Source organism: Petrotoga sp. SL27, assembly GCF_002924605.1.
Classification (GTDB): domain Bacteria; phylum Thermotogota; class Thermotogae; order Petrotogales; family Petrotogaceae; genus Petrotoga; species Petrotoga sibirica.
Map to the genome: position 1 here is coordinate 199,497 of NZ_JAIP01000012.1, position 15,238 is coordinate 214,734.

The following is a 15,238-nucleotide window of genomic DNA, read 5'->3' on the forward strand; positions in this document are numbered from 1 at the left end:
TAAAAAAATCGAAGGAGGGAAACATAATGGAATTACAGAACTACGTTTCACAGATATTGGAGGACATAAAAAACAACGGAATGCCTGCAGTAAAAAAGTATTCAAAACAATTCGATAATTATAATGGTGATTTAGAATTAAAAGTTGAAGAATGGAATATCGACGAAGAAATCCCCGCGCAAGATAAAGAAATTATAGAAAAAACGATTCAAAGATTGGAGAATTACCATCTAAAACAAAAAACAGAGGATATTTTTTATTCCAATGAATACAACTCAACTTATGGACTGATTAATAGACCAATAAACAGGATAGGTATCTATGTTCCAGGTGGTAAACCTCTACCTTCGAGTTTGTTGATGGTCGCTATTCCAGCCAAAATTGCAGGTGTAAAAGAAATGTTGATCACTTCCTCTCCAAAAGACGGGGTAATAAACCCTTACATCATCTATATAGCAAAAAAGTTGGGGATAAAAGAAGTTTACAAAATTGGTGGAATTCAAGCTATTGCTGCTATGACATACGGCATCGGTATGAAGAAAGCAGATAAAATATTTGGTCCTGGAAACCAATACGTGAATGAAGCAAAAAGACAGGTGTTTGGAGAAGTTGGAATAGACAGCTTGGCAGGACCATCAGAAATCTGCGTGATAGCAGATGAGACAGCAAAACCAGAATACATTCTAAACGACTTGCTCTCCCAACTTGAACATGGTTATGAATCTAGATCTTTCTTAATCACTACTTCTAAAAAATTATATGAATATTGCCAAAGAGAGGGGATAGAGAGATATCTTTTCAAAAGTATGGAAGATTGTGCAGCTAAAACCAACGAAATAGCGCCTGAGCATTTAGAGATAATGACAAAAGATCCTGAATCAGTACTACCTCTCATACAAAATGCAGGGGCTGTTTATTTGGGAGATTACACACCTGTACCCGCAGCGGATTATTTCTTGGGTGTTAACCACGTACTTCCAACAGGTGGTGCAGCACGTTTCTCCTCGGTTTTGAACCTATCAGATTTTACAAAAAAAATATCCATCGCAAAAGTGAGTAAAGAAGAATTGTTAAAAGAGAGATACTTAGGTATAAGAATGGCGGAAATCGAAGGTATGTACCAACACAAAAAATCTATGGAGGTGAGGAAATGAGAAGAAAAACTGACGAAACAGACATAGAAATCAATTATTCTAAAGAATTATTTGTTGATACCGGGGATCTTGTTCTGAATCATTTATTGAAAACTCTATTCTACTACATGGAAAAGGACGTAATCATCAAGGCAAAGTTCGACCTTAATCACCATTTATGGGAAGATATGGGAATAACAATCGGCCAATTTTTAAAGAATGAAGTGGAAGGCAAGAAGATAAAAAGGTTCGGAACCTCTATATTACCAATGGACGACGCTCTTATACTCGTTTCGATTGATATTTCAAGATCTTATACAAATATAGATATCAACATTAAAGACTCTGAAAAAGGCTTTGACCTAGGCAACTTCAAAGAATTAGTTCTAGGGCTATCAAGGTATTTGCAATCAACTATCCATATGAAGCAAATAAATGGTGAAAACGCTCATCATATAATTGAAGCTTCTTTCAAGGCTTTGGGTAGCGCTTTAAAAACTGCCCTTGAACCAAGTGACAAACACGAAAGTACAAATAGAGTTTACGAAGTCTAGAGGTGGTACATATGCAGAAAATAGTCATATTAAATGGTGGAGTCGGTAACTTTTCAAATGTTCAAAAAGCCGTCGGAGGCATTATTAGCAATGAAATAAGTGACATAAAAACAGCGGATAAAATAATACTACCAGGGGTAGGCTCTTTTGGAATAGTTTCAAACAATATATTTCCTCTAAAAGATTATATATTGGAACATATCGACAAAAACAAACCTTTTCTAGGTATATGTTTAGGAATGCAGCTGTTATTTAAAAGCAGTGAAGAAGATGAAGGCACGGGATTTTCATATTTACCTGGAAAAGTGGTTAAGTTTAAAAATATCAAAGTACCCCACATAGGTTGGAACAGTGTTGAATTTACAAAAGATTATCTGATTTTTCGAGGAATAGAAAATGGAAGTTACTTCTATTTTGTACATTCTTATTACGTAACAACTGAGGAAAAATACATAATTTCATACACAGAATACGAAAGCAGAGGAAAAATTTGTAGATTTGCATCAAGTGTTCAAAAGGAAAATGTATTCGGAGTGCAGTTCCATCCTGAAAAATCAGGCGAAAAAGGTATTAAATTATTAGAAAATTTTAAAAATCTATAACGAGGTGAAGTCTATCAACAACATAAAAATAATACCCGCAATAGACCTTATGAACAAAAAAGTGGTAAGACTCTTCAAAGGTAGCAAAAATGAAATAAAAGAATACGGAGATCCAATCGAAATAGCCAAAGAATTTTCAAAATATGTTGATCTTATTCACATTGTTGACTTAGATGGAGCTTTTGAAGGCATTGTAAAAAATTTAGATGTTGTAAAACAAATAATCCAATCAACTGGGTTGAAAGTTGAACTGGGTGGAGGATTAAGAACCTTTGAAAGCATAAAAGATGCCTACGAAATAGGTGTGAGCTATGTAATTATAGGTACGGCAGCCTTTAACTTAGAATTCTTAGAAAATGTCACCAATGCTTTTAACAATATCACCATAAGTTTGGATGTCGAGAACGGAACTTTAAAAACAAAAGGTTGGTTAGAAAACTCACAAATTACCTTAGAAGATGCTTTTTCTATTTTTAAAAAATACACCAACAGATTCATATATACAGACACAAGCAAAGATGGAACTTTAGAAGGTGTTTCTTTAAACATAAAAAGATTCTGGCAAGATGAAGAAATAATTTATGCTGGGGGCGTAACTAAAAAAGAAGATTTAAAAAAATTGAAAAAAATAGGTTTCAATGGGGCTATAATAGGAAAAGCTCTCTACGAAGGTAAAATCAATTTGCAGGAGTTAAGAGGTGAACAATAATGCTGACAAAAAGAATAGTGGCCGCCTTGGATATAAAAGAAGGAAGAGTTGTAAAGGGGGTACAATTTGAGAATATACAAGACGCAGGAGATCCAGTACAATTAGCCAAAAAATATGAAAAAGATGGGGTGGATGAGATCGTATTCTTAGATATAACTGCATCTAAAGAAAAACGTAATATACTCAAAAATCTTGTTGAGGAGATTGCCAAAGAACTTTTCATTCCTTTCACCGTAGGTGGTGGATTGAAAACGGTAGAACAAATGGTAGAAATAATAAAATGTGGAGCAGATAAAGTGTTTATAAATACAGCTGCTGTTGAAAATCCAAATTTAATTAAAGAAAGTTCAAAAATAATAGGGAGCTCCAACGTAGTGGTAGCGATAGATGCAAAAAAAGATGCTGAAAGCGAGAAGTACTATGTATACACACATGGAGGAAGTAAAAAAACGGATTTAGACGTTGTTGACTGGGCTAGAAAGTGCCAAGAATTGGGAGCCGGGGAAGTGTTAGTTACTTCTATGAACACCGATGGTGTAAAAAAAGGGTACGACTTGAATTTAACCAAACAAATAGTTGACGCTGTAGAAATCCCAGTTATTGCCTCAGGTGGGGCAGGAGAAGTTAAAGATTTTATCGATGTTTTTCAAATCGGTGCAGATGCCGCTCTTGCTGCATCCATATTCCATTTTGGTATCTACAGTGCAAAAGACCTCAAAATTCAATTGAAGAAGGTGGGAATAAATGTTAGATTATGAGCAAATAATAGACAAGTTAGACTGGGAAAAAAACAATGGCCTCATACCTGTAATAGTTCAAGGTCTCGATGGTGACGTATTAACTTTAGGTTATATGAACAAAGAAGCCCTTAGTAAAACTTTAGAAACAGGATATGTTCATTACTACTCTAGAAGCAAAGAAAGGATCAGAATGAAAGGAGAAACTAGCGGGAACTATCAAAAATTGAAAGAAGTGTACGTAGATTGTGATAATGACACATTACTCTTAAAAGTTGATCAAACGGGTCCAGCTTGCCACTTAGGAACTAAAAGTTGTTTTAGAAAAATTGAACATATCGATAAACTACCTGAATCCAATATAGATTACTCACTGGATTTTCTGAACCAATTAAAAGAAGTTATAAAAGATAGAAAAAAGAACCCCAAAGAAGGATCTTACACAACTTATTTGTTTAATGAAGGAAAGGAAAAAATCTATAAAAAGTTTGGAGAAGAAGCTGTTGAAGTTTTAGTTGCTCCAAATAGGGAAAGAACAATATATGAAACCGCTGATATGATTTATCATTTGTTGGTGTTATTAACCTACGAAGGAATAGATATAGGAGAAGTTGTTCAAGAATTAAAAAAGAGACATTCACCAGAGGGAGGTGAACAAAGTTGAAATTCAACCCAATTTTAAAAAGTTTTGAGGAATACAAACCTTCTAATACTTATATCAACGATGGATTCATAGATCTCAGCAAAAATGAAAATCCCTTCGATCTTTCTTTAGACCTTAAAAAGATCTTTTTCCAAAAGATAACAGAAACAAACATAAATCGGTACCCCGAATTAACCGCTGACAACATCAGACAAAAAATAGCGACTTTCTTAAACTCATATTTTTCAAAATATAATATAGATCTTGACATGAACAACATAGTGGTTGGAAATGGAAGTGACGAGACGATATCTTACTTGGTTAAAATCTTTTCTGGAAAGGATGTAATAGTTTGTCCGCCTACTTTTGAAATGTACGAATTTTATTCCGTCCTCAATGGCCTTTCAGTAAAAAAAATCCCTTTGAATACCAATTACGAAATAAAAGACATAGATAAAGCCGCAGATGATCAAACGAGTATGATATTCATCTGCTCACCAAACAATCCTACGGGAAACTTGCAACCCCAAAAAGAGATCTTAAAAGCCTTAAAAACAGGATCCCCTGTAATTGTTGATGAAGCATATGCGGATTTCTCAAAAACAAGCATGATCCAGTATTTAAAAGACTACCCTAATCTTATAATATTAAAAACATTTTCCAAAGCGTTCGGATTGGCAGGTATCAGAGCAGGTATCTTAATAGCCAATGAAGAAATAGTTAAACAAATAATGAAAATAAAATCCCCTTACAGTTTCAACGTATTAACTGAAAAGATGGTAGAAACCTTATTAGAAAATTATAATCTCATTTTAGAAAAAATTGATTACATCATCGAAGAAAGAAATAAGCTTTCAAAAGAGCTTGGAAGAGTTGCCTTAAAAAGTGATGCTAATTTTATACTCCTGGATTTTGATAAAACAGATGGCTTAACAGCTAAAGCTGTTTACAACTACTTTTTAGAAAATAAAATACTTTTGAGAAAATACTCTGGGACTTTAGAAAATAAAATTAGAGTAACCGTTGGAACCAAAGAAGAAAATCAAAAGTTTTTAGCTCTTTTTAAAGAATTAGTCAAAAATTTTGATAAACAGATTAAGACTTACGAACGTTAAAAAGCAATAATAATAAGAATAATAAGAATAAGAATATCCTTAAAAATGGAAAAAGGGCGTAAAGCCCTTTTTTACCTTGCCAATTTTAAGATATTTAGAACATCTTCCTTGTAAAGTTTTACAAAATTACCGACAGGTCCTCTTTCCGTTGCCTTTTGTGCCATTTCTTCGAATCTGTCATCGGGAACTTTCAATTCTTTCAAGGTGATTGGTAATTTTAAATCCTCTTTGTAATATTTTTCAAGTCTATTAATACCCTCTAAAGCGGTTTTTTCTAAGTTAAAGAAATCAGCTTCGACGTTCCAAACATTTACAGCATACCTAGCAAATCTGTTTAAATCGTGCCTATAAACATATTTCATCCAAGCAGGGAATAAAACAGCCAAACCTGCTCCATGTGCAACATCGTAAATGCCACTCACTTCATGTTCTATACCATGAGTTGCCCAGTCTTCTTCCCTTCCGGTTCCTAATAAACCGTTATGTGCAACGGTACCAGCCCACATAATTTCAGCTCTGACGTCGTAATTGTAAGGGTCTTTAAGGGCTAAAGGTGCATTGTGGATTATAGTTCTCATAGTGGCTTCGCTCAACCTATCGGTTAACTCAACATGTTGGGTGTTGGTGAAGTATCTCTCCATTACGTGGGTTAACATATCTACCGCTCCTACAGCTGTTTGAAAAGGTGGTAGAGTATAAGTTAGTTCAGGATTCATTATTGCAAAAACCGGTCTTAAAATATCATAATTTATTGCTCTTTTATACCATCCATCTTCATTTGTAATAACCGATCCCATACTAGCTTCGCTACCAGCAGCAGGTATGGTTAGAATGACACCAACGGGAAGCGCTTCTTTCAAAATTCCCTTCCCTTCGTACAATTCCCACACGTCTCCATCATACTTCATTCCTGCTGCTATGGCCTTTGCGGAATCTATTACACTTCCACCACCTACAGCCAGTATAAAAGTAATATCTTCTTTTTTACATATTTCGATGCCCTTTCTTACCAAACTTAATCTGGGATTGGGTTGAACACCACCCAATTCAACAAACTCAACTCCTACATTTTTTAAAGATTTTACCACTTTATCATACAAACCTGTTTTTTTAATGCTTCCTTGCCCATAGTGAAATAAAATCTTATTGGAATAATTTTTTACCTCTTCCCCAACCTTTTCTTCGGCTTTTTTCCCGAAGATTATTCGTGTCGGACTTACAAATTTAAAATTTAACATAACGCGACCTCCTCTTTTTTATTTTTTGTTGTCTTTAAAATTTTTAAATTTATACTTAGAACCTCTTCGCATGGAATGAATCTTCTCAACTTTTGTGACTAGCTGAACTTGTCACAAATTTCCGTCTCTATGAGCGTTGAGGAGACGGCTCTTTCGCTTTATCTACGTTGATTCCAAAAAGATAGTTTATTACTTCTTGTACCGCTGTAATTTTATCGATTTTGTAACGGTATTGTCCGCTAAAAACAAATCCGTCATTTAAATTCCCCTTTGCCGCGTTAAGCAGCGCTTGGGCTATACAATAAGGAGCATCAACAAAATTACACGTTTTAATACAGTGATAAGGACATTTGAATGGCTTTTTAATCCCTTTTGAAACATCTTCTATAAATTTGTTTTTGATAGCTCTTCCCGGAAGGCCTACGGGACTTTCAATTATTACTATATCTTCTTCTTTAGCATTTATCAAAGCCTCTTTAAATTTTATATCGGCATCACACTCTTGCGTGGCTATAAAAGGAGTTCCTACTTGTATCCCCTTTGCACCTAATGCAAATATTTCATTTACTTTTTCAGGTGTATTGATACCACCAGCAGCTATTACAGGTACTTCTTTATTGTATTCTTTTTTAATTTCCTCACAGAAACCTACTATCTGAGGAACGGTAACTTCGAGTTGAAATTCAGGGTTATCCAGGTTAATCTTTTTAAATCCCAAATGTCCCCCAGCCTTTGGACCTTCCACAATAAATGCATCAGGAATGTACTTATATTTCATCCACCATTTTTTGAATATTATTTGGGCAGCTTTTAAAGAAGAAACTATAGGAACTAACCTTGTTTTAGATTCTTTATCTAGAAATTCAGGTAAACTTAAAGGCAACCCTGCTCCAGATATTATTAAATCTATTCCTTCTTTTATCGATGTTTTCACAAGCTCCTTATAATCAGTCAAAACGGTCATTATATTAACGCCAATTATTCCCTTTGTCTTTTCCCTTGCCTTTCTAATAACATTTTTAAGACCCTCTATATTGGCTTCTTTCACTTTTCTCGTTTCAGGATTTTCGATTAACCCAATACCCGCAGTACCTATTATTCCAATCCCTCCGGCATTTGCTACCGCAGATGCTAAATTATCAAGAGAAATACCAACGGACATACCCCCTTGGATTATAGGCAACTTTGGAACTAAACCATTGATGTTTAAAATATTTATAAGATTCACTCTCCTTTTTTTTGCTCTACACTACTTTTAGTTGCTAGTTGCTTTGGCGTCCCTTCGCCCCGCTCCCTACCCATTTAATTATTCATTTTAATTATATCATAAAAGAACTTTATGTGAAAAAAAATTTCATTTAAAGAATATTACTTGTGGTATAATAAGCAATGCACAGAGGTGTACTGCATTTCAATTTTAACTGATATTCATAGAAGTCAACAAAGGAGAATATTATTTGAAGAAAACACTAAATGAAGAAGCTTTTCAGGTTAATTCAAAAAGAGAAAAATTAGCCGCAAATGTCTCATGGATGGGAATAATAATAAACACGGCCCTTGCTTTTTTAAAATTAGTTATCTCTTTCATTACGGGTAGTATGGCTATTTTAGCTGATGGAATAGATTCAACTACAGATATAATAACTTCGATACTAACTTTAATTGCATCGAAAATCTCAAGTAAGCCTGCAGATGAGAGCCATCCTTTTGGCCATGAACGAGCTGAGACGATAGTTACTAAGGTTTTATCTTTAGTAATTATTTACGCAGGTTTTCAAGTTCTTACAGGTTCCATTCAAAGTATAATAAACCATAATTTTTTAATTCACAGGCCTTATTTAGTACTATGGATTTCTTTGATTTCGATAGTTACCAAATATTTTTTATATAAGTATAAATTCTCCGTCGGAAATAAAATAAGAAATTCTTCTTTAGTGGCCGATGCTTTAAATATGAAAAATGACATCTTAACCTCTTTGTCTGTTTTCATTGGTATAATATTTTACCTTACGTTAAATATAATGTGGGTAGATTCGTTGGTAGCAATTATTGTATCCGTGTTCATATTCAGAGTTGGAATAAAGATGTTCCTTGAAACTTCGGATGAGTTTATGGGCAGTTCAAAAGAGTTAGGGGAAATCTATTACAATACTTTAGAAGCCGTTGAAAAGATTGGTAAAGCTTATAATCCCCATAAAATTAGAGTGAGAAAAGCTGGATATGTCTATTTTGTCGAACTTCATATCGAAGTAGACGAAGACATGACAATCAAAGAAGCTAATGAAATAGCCTCTCAAGTTGAAAGGGAGTTGAAAAAAATAAATCCTTACATAAAAGATGTGATAATCCACGTTGAACCTTTAGGGAATATAGAGGAAGAAGAATTTGGATTCGATAAAAATTCTATTAAAAGGATTTTTGATAAATAAGTGGAGGTGTAACGTTTTGATCGGTGATTTTGTAGATGAAGTGAATATCAAAGTGATTGCTGGAAAAGGAGGCGATGGAGCTGTAAGCTTTAGAAGAGAAAAATACGTAGAAAAGGGCGGGCCAGATGGCGGAGACGGGGGAGATGGTGGTTCGATTATCATCAAATCAACCCTCAATAAAAATACATTGGTAGATTTTAAATACAAGAAAATTTTTAGAGCAAAAAACGGGGAAAATGGTAAAAATAAAAAGAAAGCTGGAAAAACCGGAGAAAATGTTTTGATTGAGGTACCCGTAGGTACTTGTGTCTATGATATTGAAACCAACGAATTACTTTCAGATTTAAAAGCTCCGGAACAATATTTGGTTGTTGCTCGTGGAGGTAAAGGCGGCAGAGGAAATGCGAGATTTGCAACTTCAACTCTACAGGTTCCTAAAATCGCAGAAAAAGGTGTTGAAGGTGAATCTAAAAATCTAAAGCTCGTCTTAAAGATTGTAGCAGATGTCGGCTTGATTGGTTATCCTAACGTGGGTAAATCTACATTAATTTCAAGAATTTCAAACGCCAAAGTAGAAATCGCTGATTACCCTTTTACAACTATAGTTCCAAATTTAGGCGTGGTAAAAGTAGACACAGGTTATTCTTTCGTGGTAGCTGATATCCCCGGACTTATAGAGGGAGCACATTTGGGAAAAGGTTTAGGAGATCAATTTCTAAGGCACATTGAAAGATGTTCTATTTTGGTACATCTTATAGATATATCTTGTTTTGAAAGAGATGATCCAGTAGAGGATTATATAAAAATTAGAAAAGAATTAGAGTCTTTTTCTCATATTCTTTCTAAAAAGAAAGAGATCATAGTTGCAAATAAGATAGATACTATACAGAAAGACACCCTGGAAAAAAGATTAGTAGATTTCAAGAATAGAACGGGTAAAGATATTTTCCCAATTTCCGCTTATACCGGTGAAAACATTAAAGAGCTCATAACTATGGTATGGAATCATATAAGTAAAGAAAAAATTGAGCAACAAAAGTCTTTCCAAAAAAGGTTGAAATCCATTGTAACAGAAAAAATAAAAATACAACCCGTCAGCTATGAACCCGATCCTTATATAAAAATCAACGTTATAAAGTGGGATAATGAAACATTTGAAGTTGTGGGGGACGGCGTTGAAAAGTTGCTAAGCAGATACGATATCCATCAAAAAGATTCTCGTCTATTAATTTTAAATACATTAGAAAAAAACGGACTGAATAAAATTCTAAGAAATGCGGGAGTTAAAGAAGGAGATACGGTGTACATTGGAAATTTCGCTTTTGAATACATTCCATAAGAAAAGGTGTTTGCCATGTTGATGCTTTTTGGCGGTAGTTTTAACCCTCCTCATATAGGTCATAGAATAATCGCTGAGATAGCTTATGATGAATTTAAACCTGATAGATTTTTAATAGTACCTTCTAAAAATCCCCCACATAAGAGCATAGATTTCATAGCAAATTTCGATAAGAGGTATTCTTGGTGTGAGATGGTTTTTTTTGAACATTATTTCGAAGTAAGCGATATAGAAAATAAACTGCCCTCACCGTCATACACAATCAGAACCATCGAATATTTATCGAACTTTGATAAAAATATTTATCTTTTGATAGGCGAAGACTCCCTTAAAAACTTTCACAAATGGTATAAATGGGAAGAAATATTGAAGAAGGTAAAATTAGTAGTCTATCCTAGATACTTTGAAGAAAAAAAACCAGACAGTGTAGATTTTGAGTATGTGAAATTGGAAAGTCCTATCGTTGAAATCTCATCAACTGACATCAGACAAAGGATTAAAAAGGGAAAAACCGTTAAAGGTTTGGTAGACGATAAGATAATAAAAGAAGTTTTAAAAGAGTTTTCTTAAAATTATTTTTTATACACCTAAGGGGGCTAAAAAATGTCTTCTTATATAGCCAAAAGCGCTAAAATTGATAATAACGTTCAAATAGGTTACAACGCTATAATTGAAGAAAATGTTGTTATTAAAAAAGGTACTATAATAGGAAATAATGTAATAATAAAAAAAGGTAGTATTATTGGAGAAAACTGTACAATATCAGATAATTCTATAATAGGGAAATCTCCTCTTAAAGCTAAAAATTCTGCCATAACAGAAACAAAAACTTTTTCTCCTATAACTTTGGGCAATAATGTCATCGTGGGAGCATGTTGCATCTTATATAAAGGTACTAAAATATCAAATGACGTTTTTATTGGAGATTTGACGAGCATAAGAGAAGATGTAGAAATTGGAGAACATACTATCATCGGAAAAGGCGCAACAATAGAAAATAAAAGTAAAATAGGTAGTTACGTAAAGATAGAAACAGAGGCTTACATTACGGCCATCTCTACAATAGAAGATTATTGTTTCATAGCTCCAGGAGTTACCTTTACCAACGATCAATTTTTAGGAAGAACAGAGAAGAGAAAAACGCTTTTCAAAGGTCCAATTATCAAAAAGGGGGCAAGAATAGGAGCTAACGCCACAATATTACCAGGAAAAATAATTGGAGAAGATGTGTTGGTTGGCGCCGGAAGCGTGGTTACTAAAAATTTGGAACCAAAAAAAATATACGTCGGTGTTCCCGCCAAAGAGATTCGAAACGTACCAAAAGAGGAATTGTTGGAAAATCAAACTTATTTTCACCCCTAAATCCTTTTCAAATGAGTTTCATAAAATATGGCCGGTAGAGAACCGGCCAATTTTTTATTCGTTCTCTATTTCTTCCAACTGTTTTTCAATTTGCTCTAACTCTTGGTTAATCCTTTCCCATTCTTTTTCAAGAGATTCATCGTGTTCATGAGGACCCATATACTTTTCTATAGATTTCTTTTCTGCTTCTAAAGTTTTCTTTTTTTTCATTAATCCTTCTCTTAAATTTTCTCTTTCATCCATTATGTTCCACCCCCTTTTTTAAAATTATATATTAGCTTTGGATAGTAGTCTTAATTCAAGGGTGTTTGCTTCTCCCTCAATTTTTTCAATTTGACTGTTGATGTCTCTTAGAAAATCTTCGTCTTTAATCGATGGGAGATTTATTTTTACATTGTATAATCCACCATGAACAGCTACTTTAGCCATTATAAGCGAAATAGCAGCATCGCTTTTAGCCATTTTATAACCCTTTTCTATTATAACCCCTGAAAGTTCCATGAGTTCTAACCCATCTTTGGCTATTTGTAGAGGAACAAGGGTGGCTTTTTTTGTTTTTTCTTGGATTCTTTCATTTCTGACTCTTTTCTCTTTTTCAGTACTCTTTGGAAGTTTTAATGCTTCTACCACCTCGTTGAAAGCTTCTGCATCTTCCTCCATGAGTTGAAGGAATTTGTCTCTATACTCTTCTAACTTTACTTTCACATTTTTCATTTCTTTTTCAACTTCTTCGTACTTTTTTTTGCCGATAGTTAAATTTGTTACCATGCATCCCAAACTAGCCGCAATAGAACCCGCTAATGCTGCAGCACTTCCACCTCCAGGAGCAGGTTCGTTGGACGAAAGCTTTTCTAAAAATTCTTTTAAGCTCATATCGGATAACAAATAAAACTCCTCCTTTTTGTGATATTTAACACAATATACATATCAATTTTTCTTATAACTTCTGTTCTTTGGTATATATTTTATCAAAAGTAATTTGAAAAACAATAAATACGATTTGGAGGATATATCCTTCTAATTGTTTCTAAAGTCGTTTAATTGCTCCTAATCACATTTAATTGGTATTTTTAAACCTTATTTTTTTTGAATAAAAAATGATATAATAAAATGGGGTATTATGTTATACTTCAAATCTAACAACACTTCGGAGGTGAAACAGTGGGTAGTCTATGGATTTTGGCAGTAGTCCCTGTTATTGCTTTAATTTTTGCAAGTGTTAACTTTAGACAAGTCGTTGTATTAGATGAAGGTACGGAGAGGATGCAACACATTGCAAAGGCTATTAGAATTGGTGCTTCCGCCTTTGTTAACCATGAGCTTAAAGTATTATCAATTTATGGTATATTTATCGCTTTAGCTTTAGGTATCGTGGTAGAATGGTATGTTGGAATCGCTTTTGTAATGGGAGCTTTTTTTAGTGCCCTAGCAGGATACATAGGTATGAAAATAGCTACTTACGCTAACGTCAGAGTTAGCAATAAGGCTCGAACAGAGAAAAGTATAGGAAAAACTTTAAAAGTTGCATTTCAAGGCGGAAGCGTTATGGGACTCAGCGTTTCTGGATTGGCTCTATTAGGTTTATTTTTAGTATACATTATTTTTGGAAATTGGCTGGGACAGCTTTCTGCAGAAAATTTGGTAATCAAAGTCAACTGGTTGGGAATAAATTACATTCCTTTCACTATGACTGTTTCAGGATACGCTCTTGGATGCTCAATAATCGCTATGTTTGATAGGGTTGGAGGAGGAGTTTACACAAAAGCTGCGGACATGGGTGCAGACTTAGTTGGAAAAACAGAATTAGCTCTGCCGGAAGATGATGCACGAAATCCCGCGACTATCGCTGATAACGTCGGAGATAACGTTGGAGATGTTGCAGGACTTGGAGCTGATTTGTTGGAAAGTTATGTAGGTGCCGTAATTTCATCTATAGTTCTAATACTGTATTCTTATTTCCTTTTGGGTCCTCAAAATCTTTCTCATGATACTACCATGAGATTAACTTACTATCCGATACTTTTTATATCACTAGGATTAATTTCTTCGATGATTGGCATATTATACATAATCTTAAAAAAGCCTTCTGATGATCCCCATAGAGATTTAAATTTCTCTTTGATGACATCAGCATTTTTAACTTTAATTATAACTTTTTTTCTTAGCTTTTTCTACTTGAGAGGCATTAGTGTCACTGAATTTCAAAATATCGGTTTCAGATTAGGATACTTCTCCCCTTGGTTGGCTGCTGTTATAGGTATAATAGACGGTATTTTTATGGGTCTTATAGCGGAATATTACACTAACGATGCATACCATCCCACAAAGGAATTAAGCGAATTCGCTAAGGGTGGTCCTGCTATTGTCATTACAAAAGGATTAGCCTTGGGAATGGAAAGTGTTCTACTGCCTGTTTTCCTTTTGATGTTAGGAATCCTTGTGTCCTTTGAAATAGCAGGGTTATACGGTGTAGCAATGGCTGCTATGGGTATGCTTTCTTTCGTTGCAGCAACCGTTTCAGTTGATTCGTACGGTCCAATCGCAGATAATGCTGGTGGGATAAGTGAAATGTCAAATTTGCCACCAGAGGTTAGAGAGATAACCGATAAACTAGACTCTGTAGGGAACACAACGGCTGCTATAGGTAAAGGTTTTGCTATCGGTTCCGCTGCTTTAGCGGCATTAGCACTCTTTGCATCTTTTATTTATTCTCAAGCAGGTCCTGGAGATGGAGGAGTAGGGCATTTAGAAAGTATCTTGATCTTGAACATGATAGATTCAAGAACAATAGCCGGAGCTATTTTTGGTGCAGCGTTGCCTTTCTTTTTTAGTTCTTTTCTAATAAATGCCGTGGTAAATGCTGCTAACAAGATGGTTGATGAGGTAAGAAGACAGTTTAGAGAAATACCTGGATTGATGGAGGGAACTGCAGACCCAGATTACGAAAGATGTATCAGGATTAGTAGCGAAGGTTCTCTAAGTCAAATAAAATTCCCGGCTCTCATTGCCACTTTAACACCTATAATTTCTGGACTTTTACTTGGTCCAAACTTCGTAGGAGGACTTTTGATAGGTACTACTCTTAGTGGTGTTATGTTAGCAATATTTTCTGCTAATTCTGGAGGTGCATGGGATAACGCTAAAAAGAGAATAGAATCTGGTGGAGTCGAAGGAGAAGGGAAAGGTACTGATGCCCATAAGGCAGCAATCGTGGGAGATACAGTTGGGGATCCACTGAAAGATACCGTTGGTCCCTCGCTTGATATACTAATCAAGATTATGTCAGTAACGGCACTTATAACCGTTTCAATCTTTAAAGTTTACCATCTCTTTTAAAAACTAAATCCCGAGGTTATTAGACACATGACCTCGGGATT

General features: G+C 34.6%; 17 protein-coding genes. 12 read left to right on the forward strand and 5 right to left on the reverse strand.

All coding sequences use genetic code 11. The features are described 5' to 3' along the window. The first annotated feature begins 23 nt into the window (after nt 1–23). Genes hisD through hisC form a run of 7 tightly spaced genes read left to right on the forward strand, consistent with a single transcriptional unit; the run spans nt 24 to nt 5,493 of the window. Entirely contained in the window at nt 24–1,154 is a 1,131-nt protein-coding gene (hisD, locus tag AD60_RS05370) for a histidinol dehydrogenase (protein ID WP_341805470.1), read from the forward strand. After that, complete coding sequence (gene hisB, locus AD60_RS05375; protein ID WP_103876632.1) at nt 1,151–1,687, forward strand: imidazoleglycerol-phosphate dehydratase HisB; 537 nt, start codon at nt 1,151–1,153, stop codon at nt 1,685–1,687. The genes hisD and hisB overlap by 4 nt, the downstream gene beginning before the upstream one ends. Nucleotides 1,688–1,698: 11 nt before the next feature. Next, on the forward strand, nt 1,699–2,289 hold the full coding sequence (gene hisH / locus AD60_RS05380) for an imidazole glycerol phosphate synthase subunit HisH (RefSeq protein WP_103876633.1): 591 nt from the start codon (nt 1,699–1,701) through the stop codon (nt 2,287–2,289). 22 nt (nt 2,290–2,311) lie between these two features. Continuing rightward, nucleotides 2,312–2,998, forward strand: coding sequence for a 1-(5-phosphoribosyl)-5-((5-phosphoribosylamino)methylideneamino)imidazole-4-carboxamide isomerase (gene hisA / locus AD60_RS05385; RefSeq protein WP_166667748.1), 687 nt, complete (start codon nt 2,312–2,314; stop codon nt 2,996–2,998). Continuing rightward, nucleotides 2,998–3,756, forward strand: a complete 759-nt coding sequence (hisF, locus tag AD60_RS05390; protein WP_103876635.1) for an imidazole glycerol phosphate synthase subunit HisF — start codon at nt 2,998–3,000, stop codon at nt 3,754–3,756. Before hisA ends, hisF begins: the two co-directional genes overlap by 1 nt. Further along, complete coding sequence (gene hisIE, locus AD60_RS05395) at nt 3,743–4,399, forward strand: bifunctional phosphoribosyl-AMP cyclohydrolase/phosphoribosyl-ATP diphosphatase HisIE (protein ID WP_103876636.1); 657 nt, start codon at nt 3,743–3,745, stop codon at nt 4,397–4,399. The genes hisF and hisIE overlap by 14 nt, the downstream gene beginning before the upstream one ends. Next, nucleotides 4,396–5,493, forward strand: coding sequence for a histidinol-phosphate transaminase (hisC, locus tag AD60_RS05400; protein ID WP_103876637.1), 1,098 nt, complete (start codon nt 4,396–4,398; stop codon nt 5,491–5,493). Before hisIE ends, hisC begins: the two co-directional genes overlap by 4 nt. 71 nt (nt 5,494–5,564) lie before the next feature. On the opposite strand, the gene AD60_RS05405 is transcribed toward hisC, so the two are convergent. Beyond that, nucleotides 5,565–6,731 (reverse strand): iron-containing alcohol dehydrogenase, encoded by a 1,167-nt coding sequence (locus AD60_RS05405; RefSeq protein ID WP_103876638.1) that lies wholly within the window; start codon nt 6,729–6,731, stop codon nt 5,565–5,567. 127 nt (nt 6,732–6,858) lie between these two features. Next, nucleotides 6,859–7,959 carry a nitronate monooxygenase family protein gene (locus AD60_RS05410; protein ID WP_103876639.1) on the reverse strand — a complete coding sequence of 367 codons (1,101 nt, stop codon included), beginning with the start codon at nt 7,957–7,959 and terminating at the stop codon, nt 6,859–6,861. A 229-nt stretch (nt 7,960–8,188) separates the two neighbouring features. Between AD60_RS05410 and AD60_RS05415 the strand changes: the two genes are divergently transcribed. Genes AD60_RS05415 through AD60_RS05430 form a run of 4 tightly spaced genes read left to right on the forward strand, consistent with a single transcriptional unit; the run spans nt 8,189 to nt 11,861 of the window. Further along, the gene (locus tag AD60_RS05415) at nt 8,189–9,160 is read left to right on the forward strand and encodes a cation diffusion facilitator family transporter (RefSeq protein WP_103876640.1); all 972 of its coding nucleotides are present in this window, start codon (nt 8,189–8,191) and stop codon (nt 9,158–9,160) included. A 16-nt stretch (nt 9,161–9,176) separates the two neighbouring features. After that, nucleotides 9,177–10,499: a GTPase ObgE gene (gene obgE, locus AD60_RS05420; protein ID WP_103876673.1), complete on the forward strand. Its 1,323-nt coding sequence runs from the start codon at nt 9,177–9,179 to the stop codon at nt 10,497–10,499. 15 nt (nt 10,500–10,514) lie between these two features. Beyond that, nucleotides 10,515–11,069 (forward strand): nicotinate (nicotinamide) nucleotide adenylyltransferase, encoded by a 555-nt coding sequence (gene nadD, locus AD60_RS05425; protein WP_103876641.1) that lies wholly within the window; start codon nt 10,515–10,517, stop codon nt 11,067–11,069. Nucleotides 11,070–11,102: 33 nt separating this feature from the next. Beyond that, complete coding sequence (locus AD60_RS05430) at nt 11,103–11,861, forward strand: acyltransferase (RefSeq protein WP_103876642.1); 759 nt, start codon at nt 11,103–11,105, stop codon at nt 11,859–11,861. Nucleotides 11,862–11,915: 54 nt separating this feature from the next. Here the strand turns inward: AD60_RS05430 and AD60_RS05435 are convergent, their stop codons facing one another. From AD60_RS05435 to AD60_RS10705, 3 genes are all read right to left on the reverse strand, one after another. Beyond that, nucleotides 11,916–12,104: a hypothetical protein gene (locus AD60_RS05435; protein WP_103876643.1), complete on the reverse strand. Its 189-nt coding sequence runs from the start codon at nt 12,102–12,104 to the stop codon at nt 11,916–11,918. 24 nt (nt 12,105–12,128) lie between these two features. Further along, nucleotides 12,129–12,746 (reverse strand): cyclodeaminase/cyclohydrolase family protein, encoded by a 618-nt coding sequence (locus tag AD60_RS05440; protein ID WP_103876644.1) that lies wholly within the window; start codon nt 12,744–12,746, stop codon nt 12,129–12,131. 192 nt (nt 12,747–12,938) lie between these two features. Next, nucleotides 12,939–13,007 carry a hypothetical protein gene (locus AD60_RS10705; RefSeq protein ID WP_370445634.1) on the reverse strand — a complete coding sequence of 23 codons (69 nt, stop codon included), beginning with the start codon at nt 13,005–13,007 and terminating at the stop codon, nt 12,939–12,941. A gap of 15 nt (nt 13,008–13,022) precedes the next feature. On the opposite strand from AD60_RS10705, the gene AD60_RS05445 reads away from it, so the two are divergent. Further along, complete coding sequence (locus AD60_RS05445) at nt 13,023–15,197, forward strand: sodium-translocating pyrophosphatase (RefSeq protein WP_103876645.1); 2,175 nt, start codon at nt 13,023–13,025, stop codon at nt 15,195–15,197. Nucleotides 15,198–15,238 lie beyond the last annotated feature (41 nt).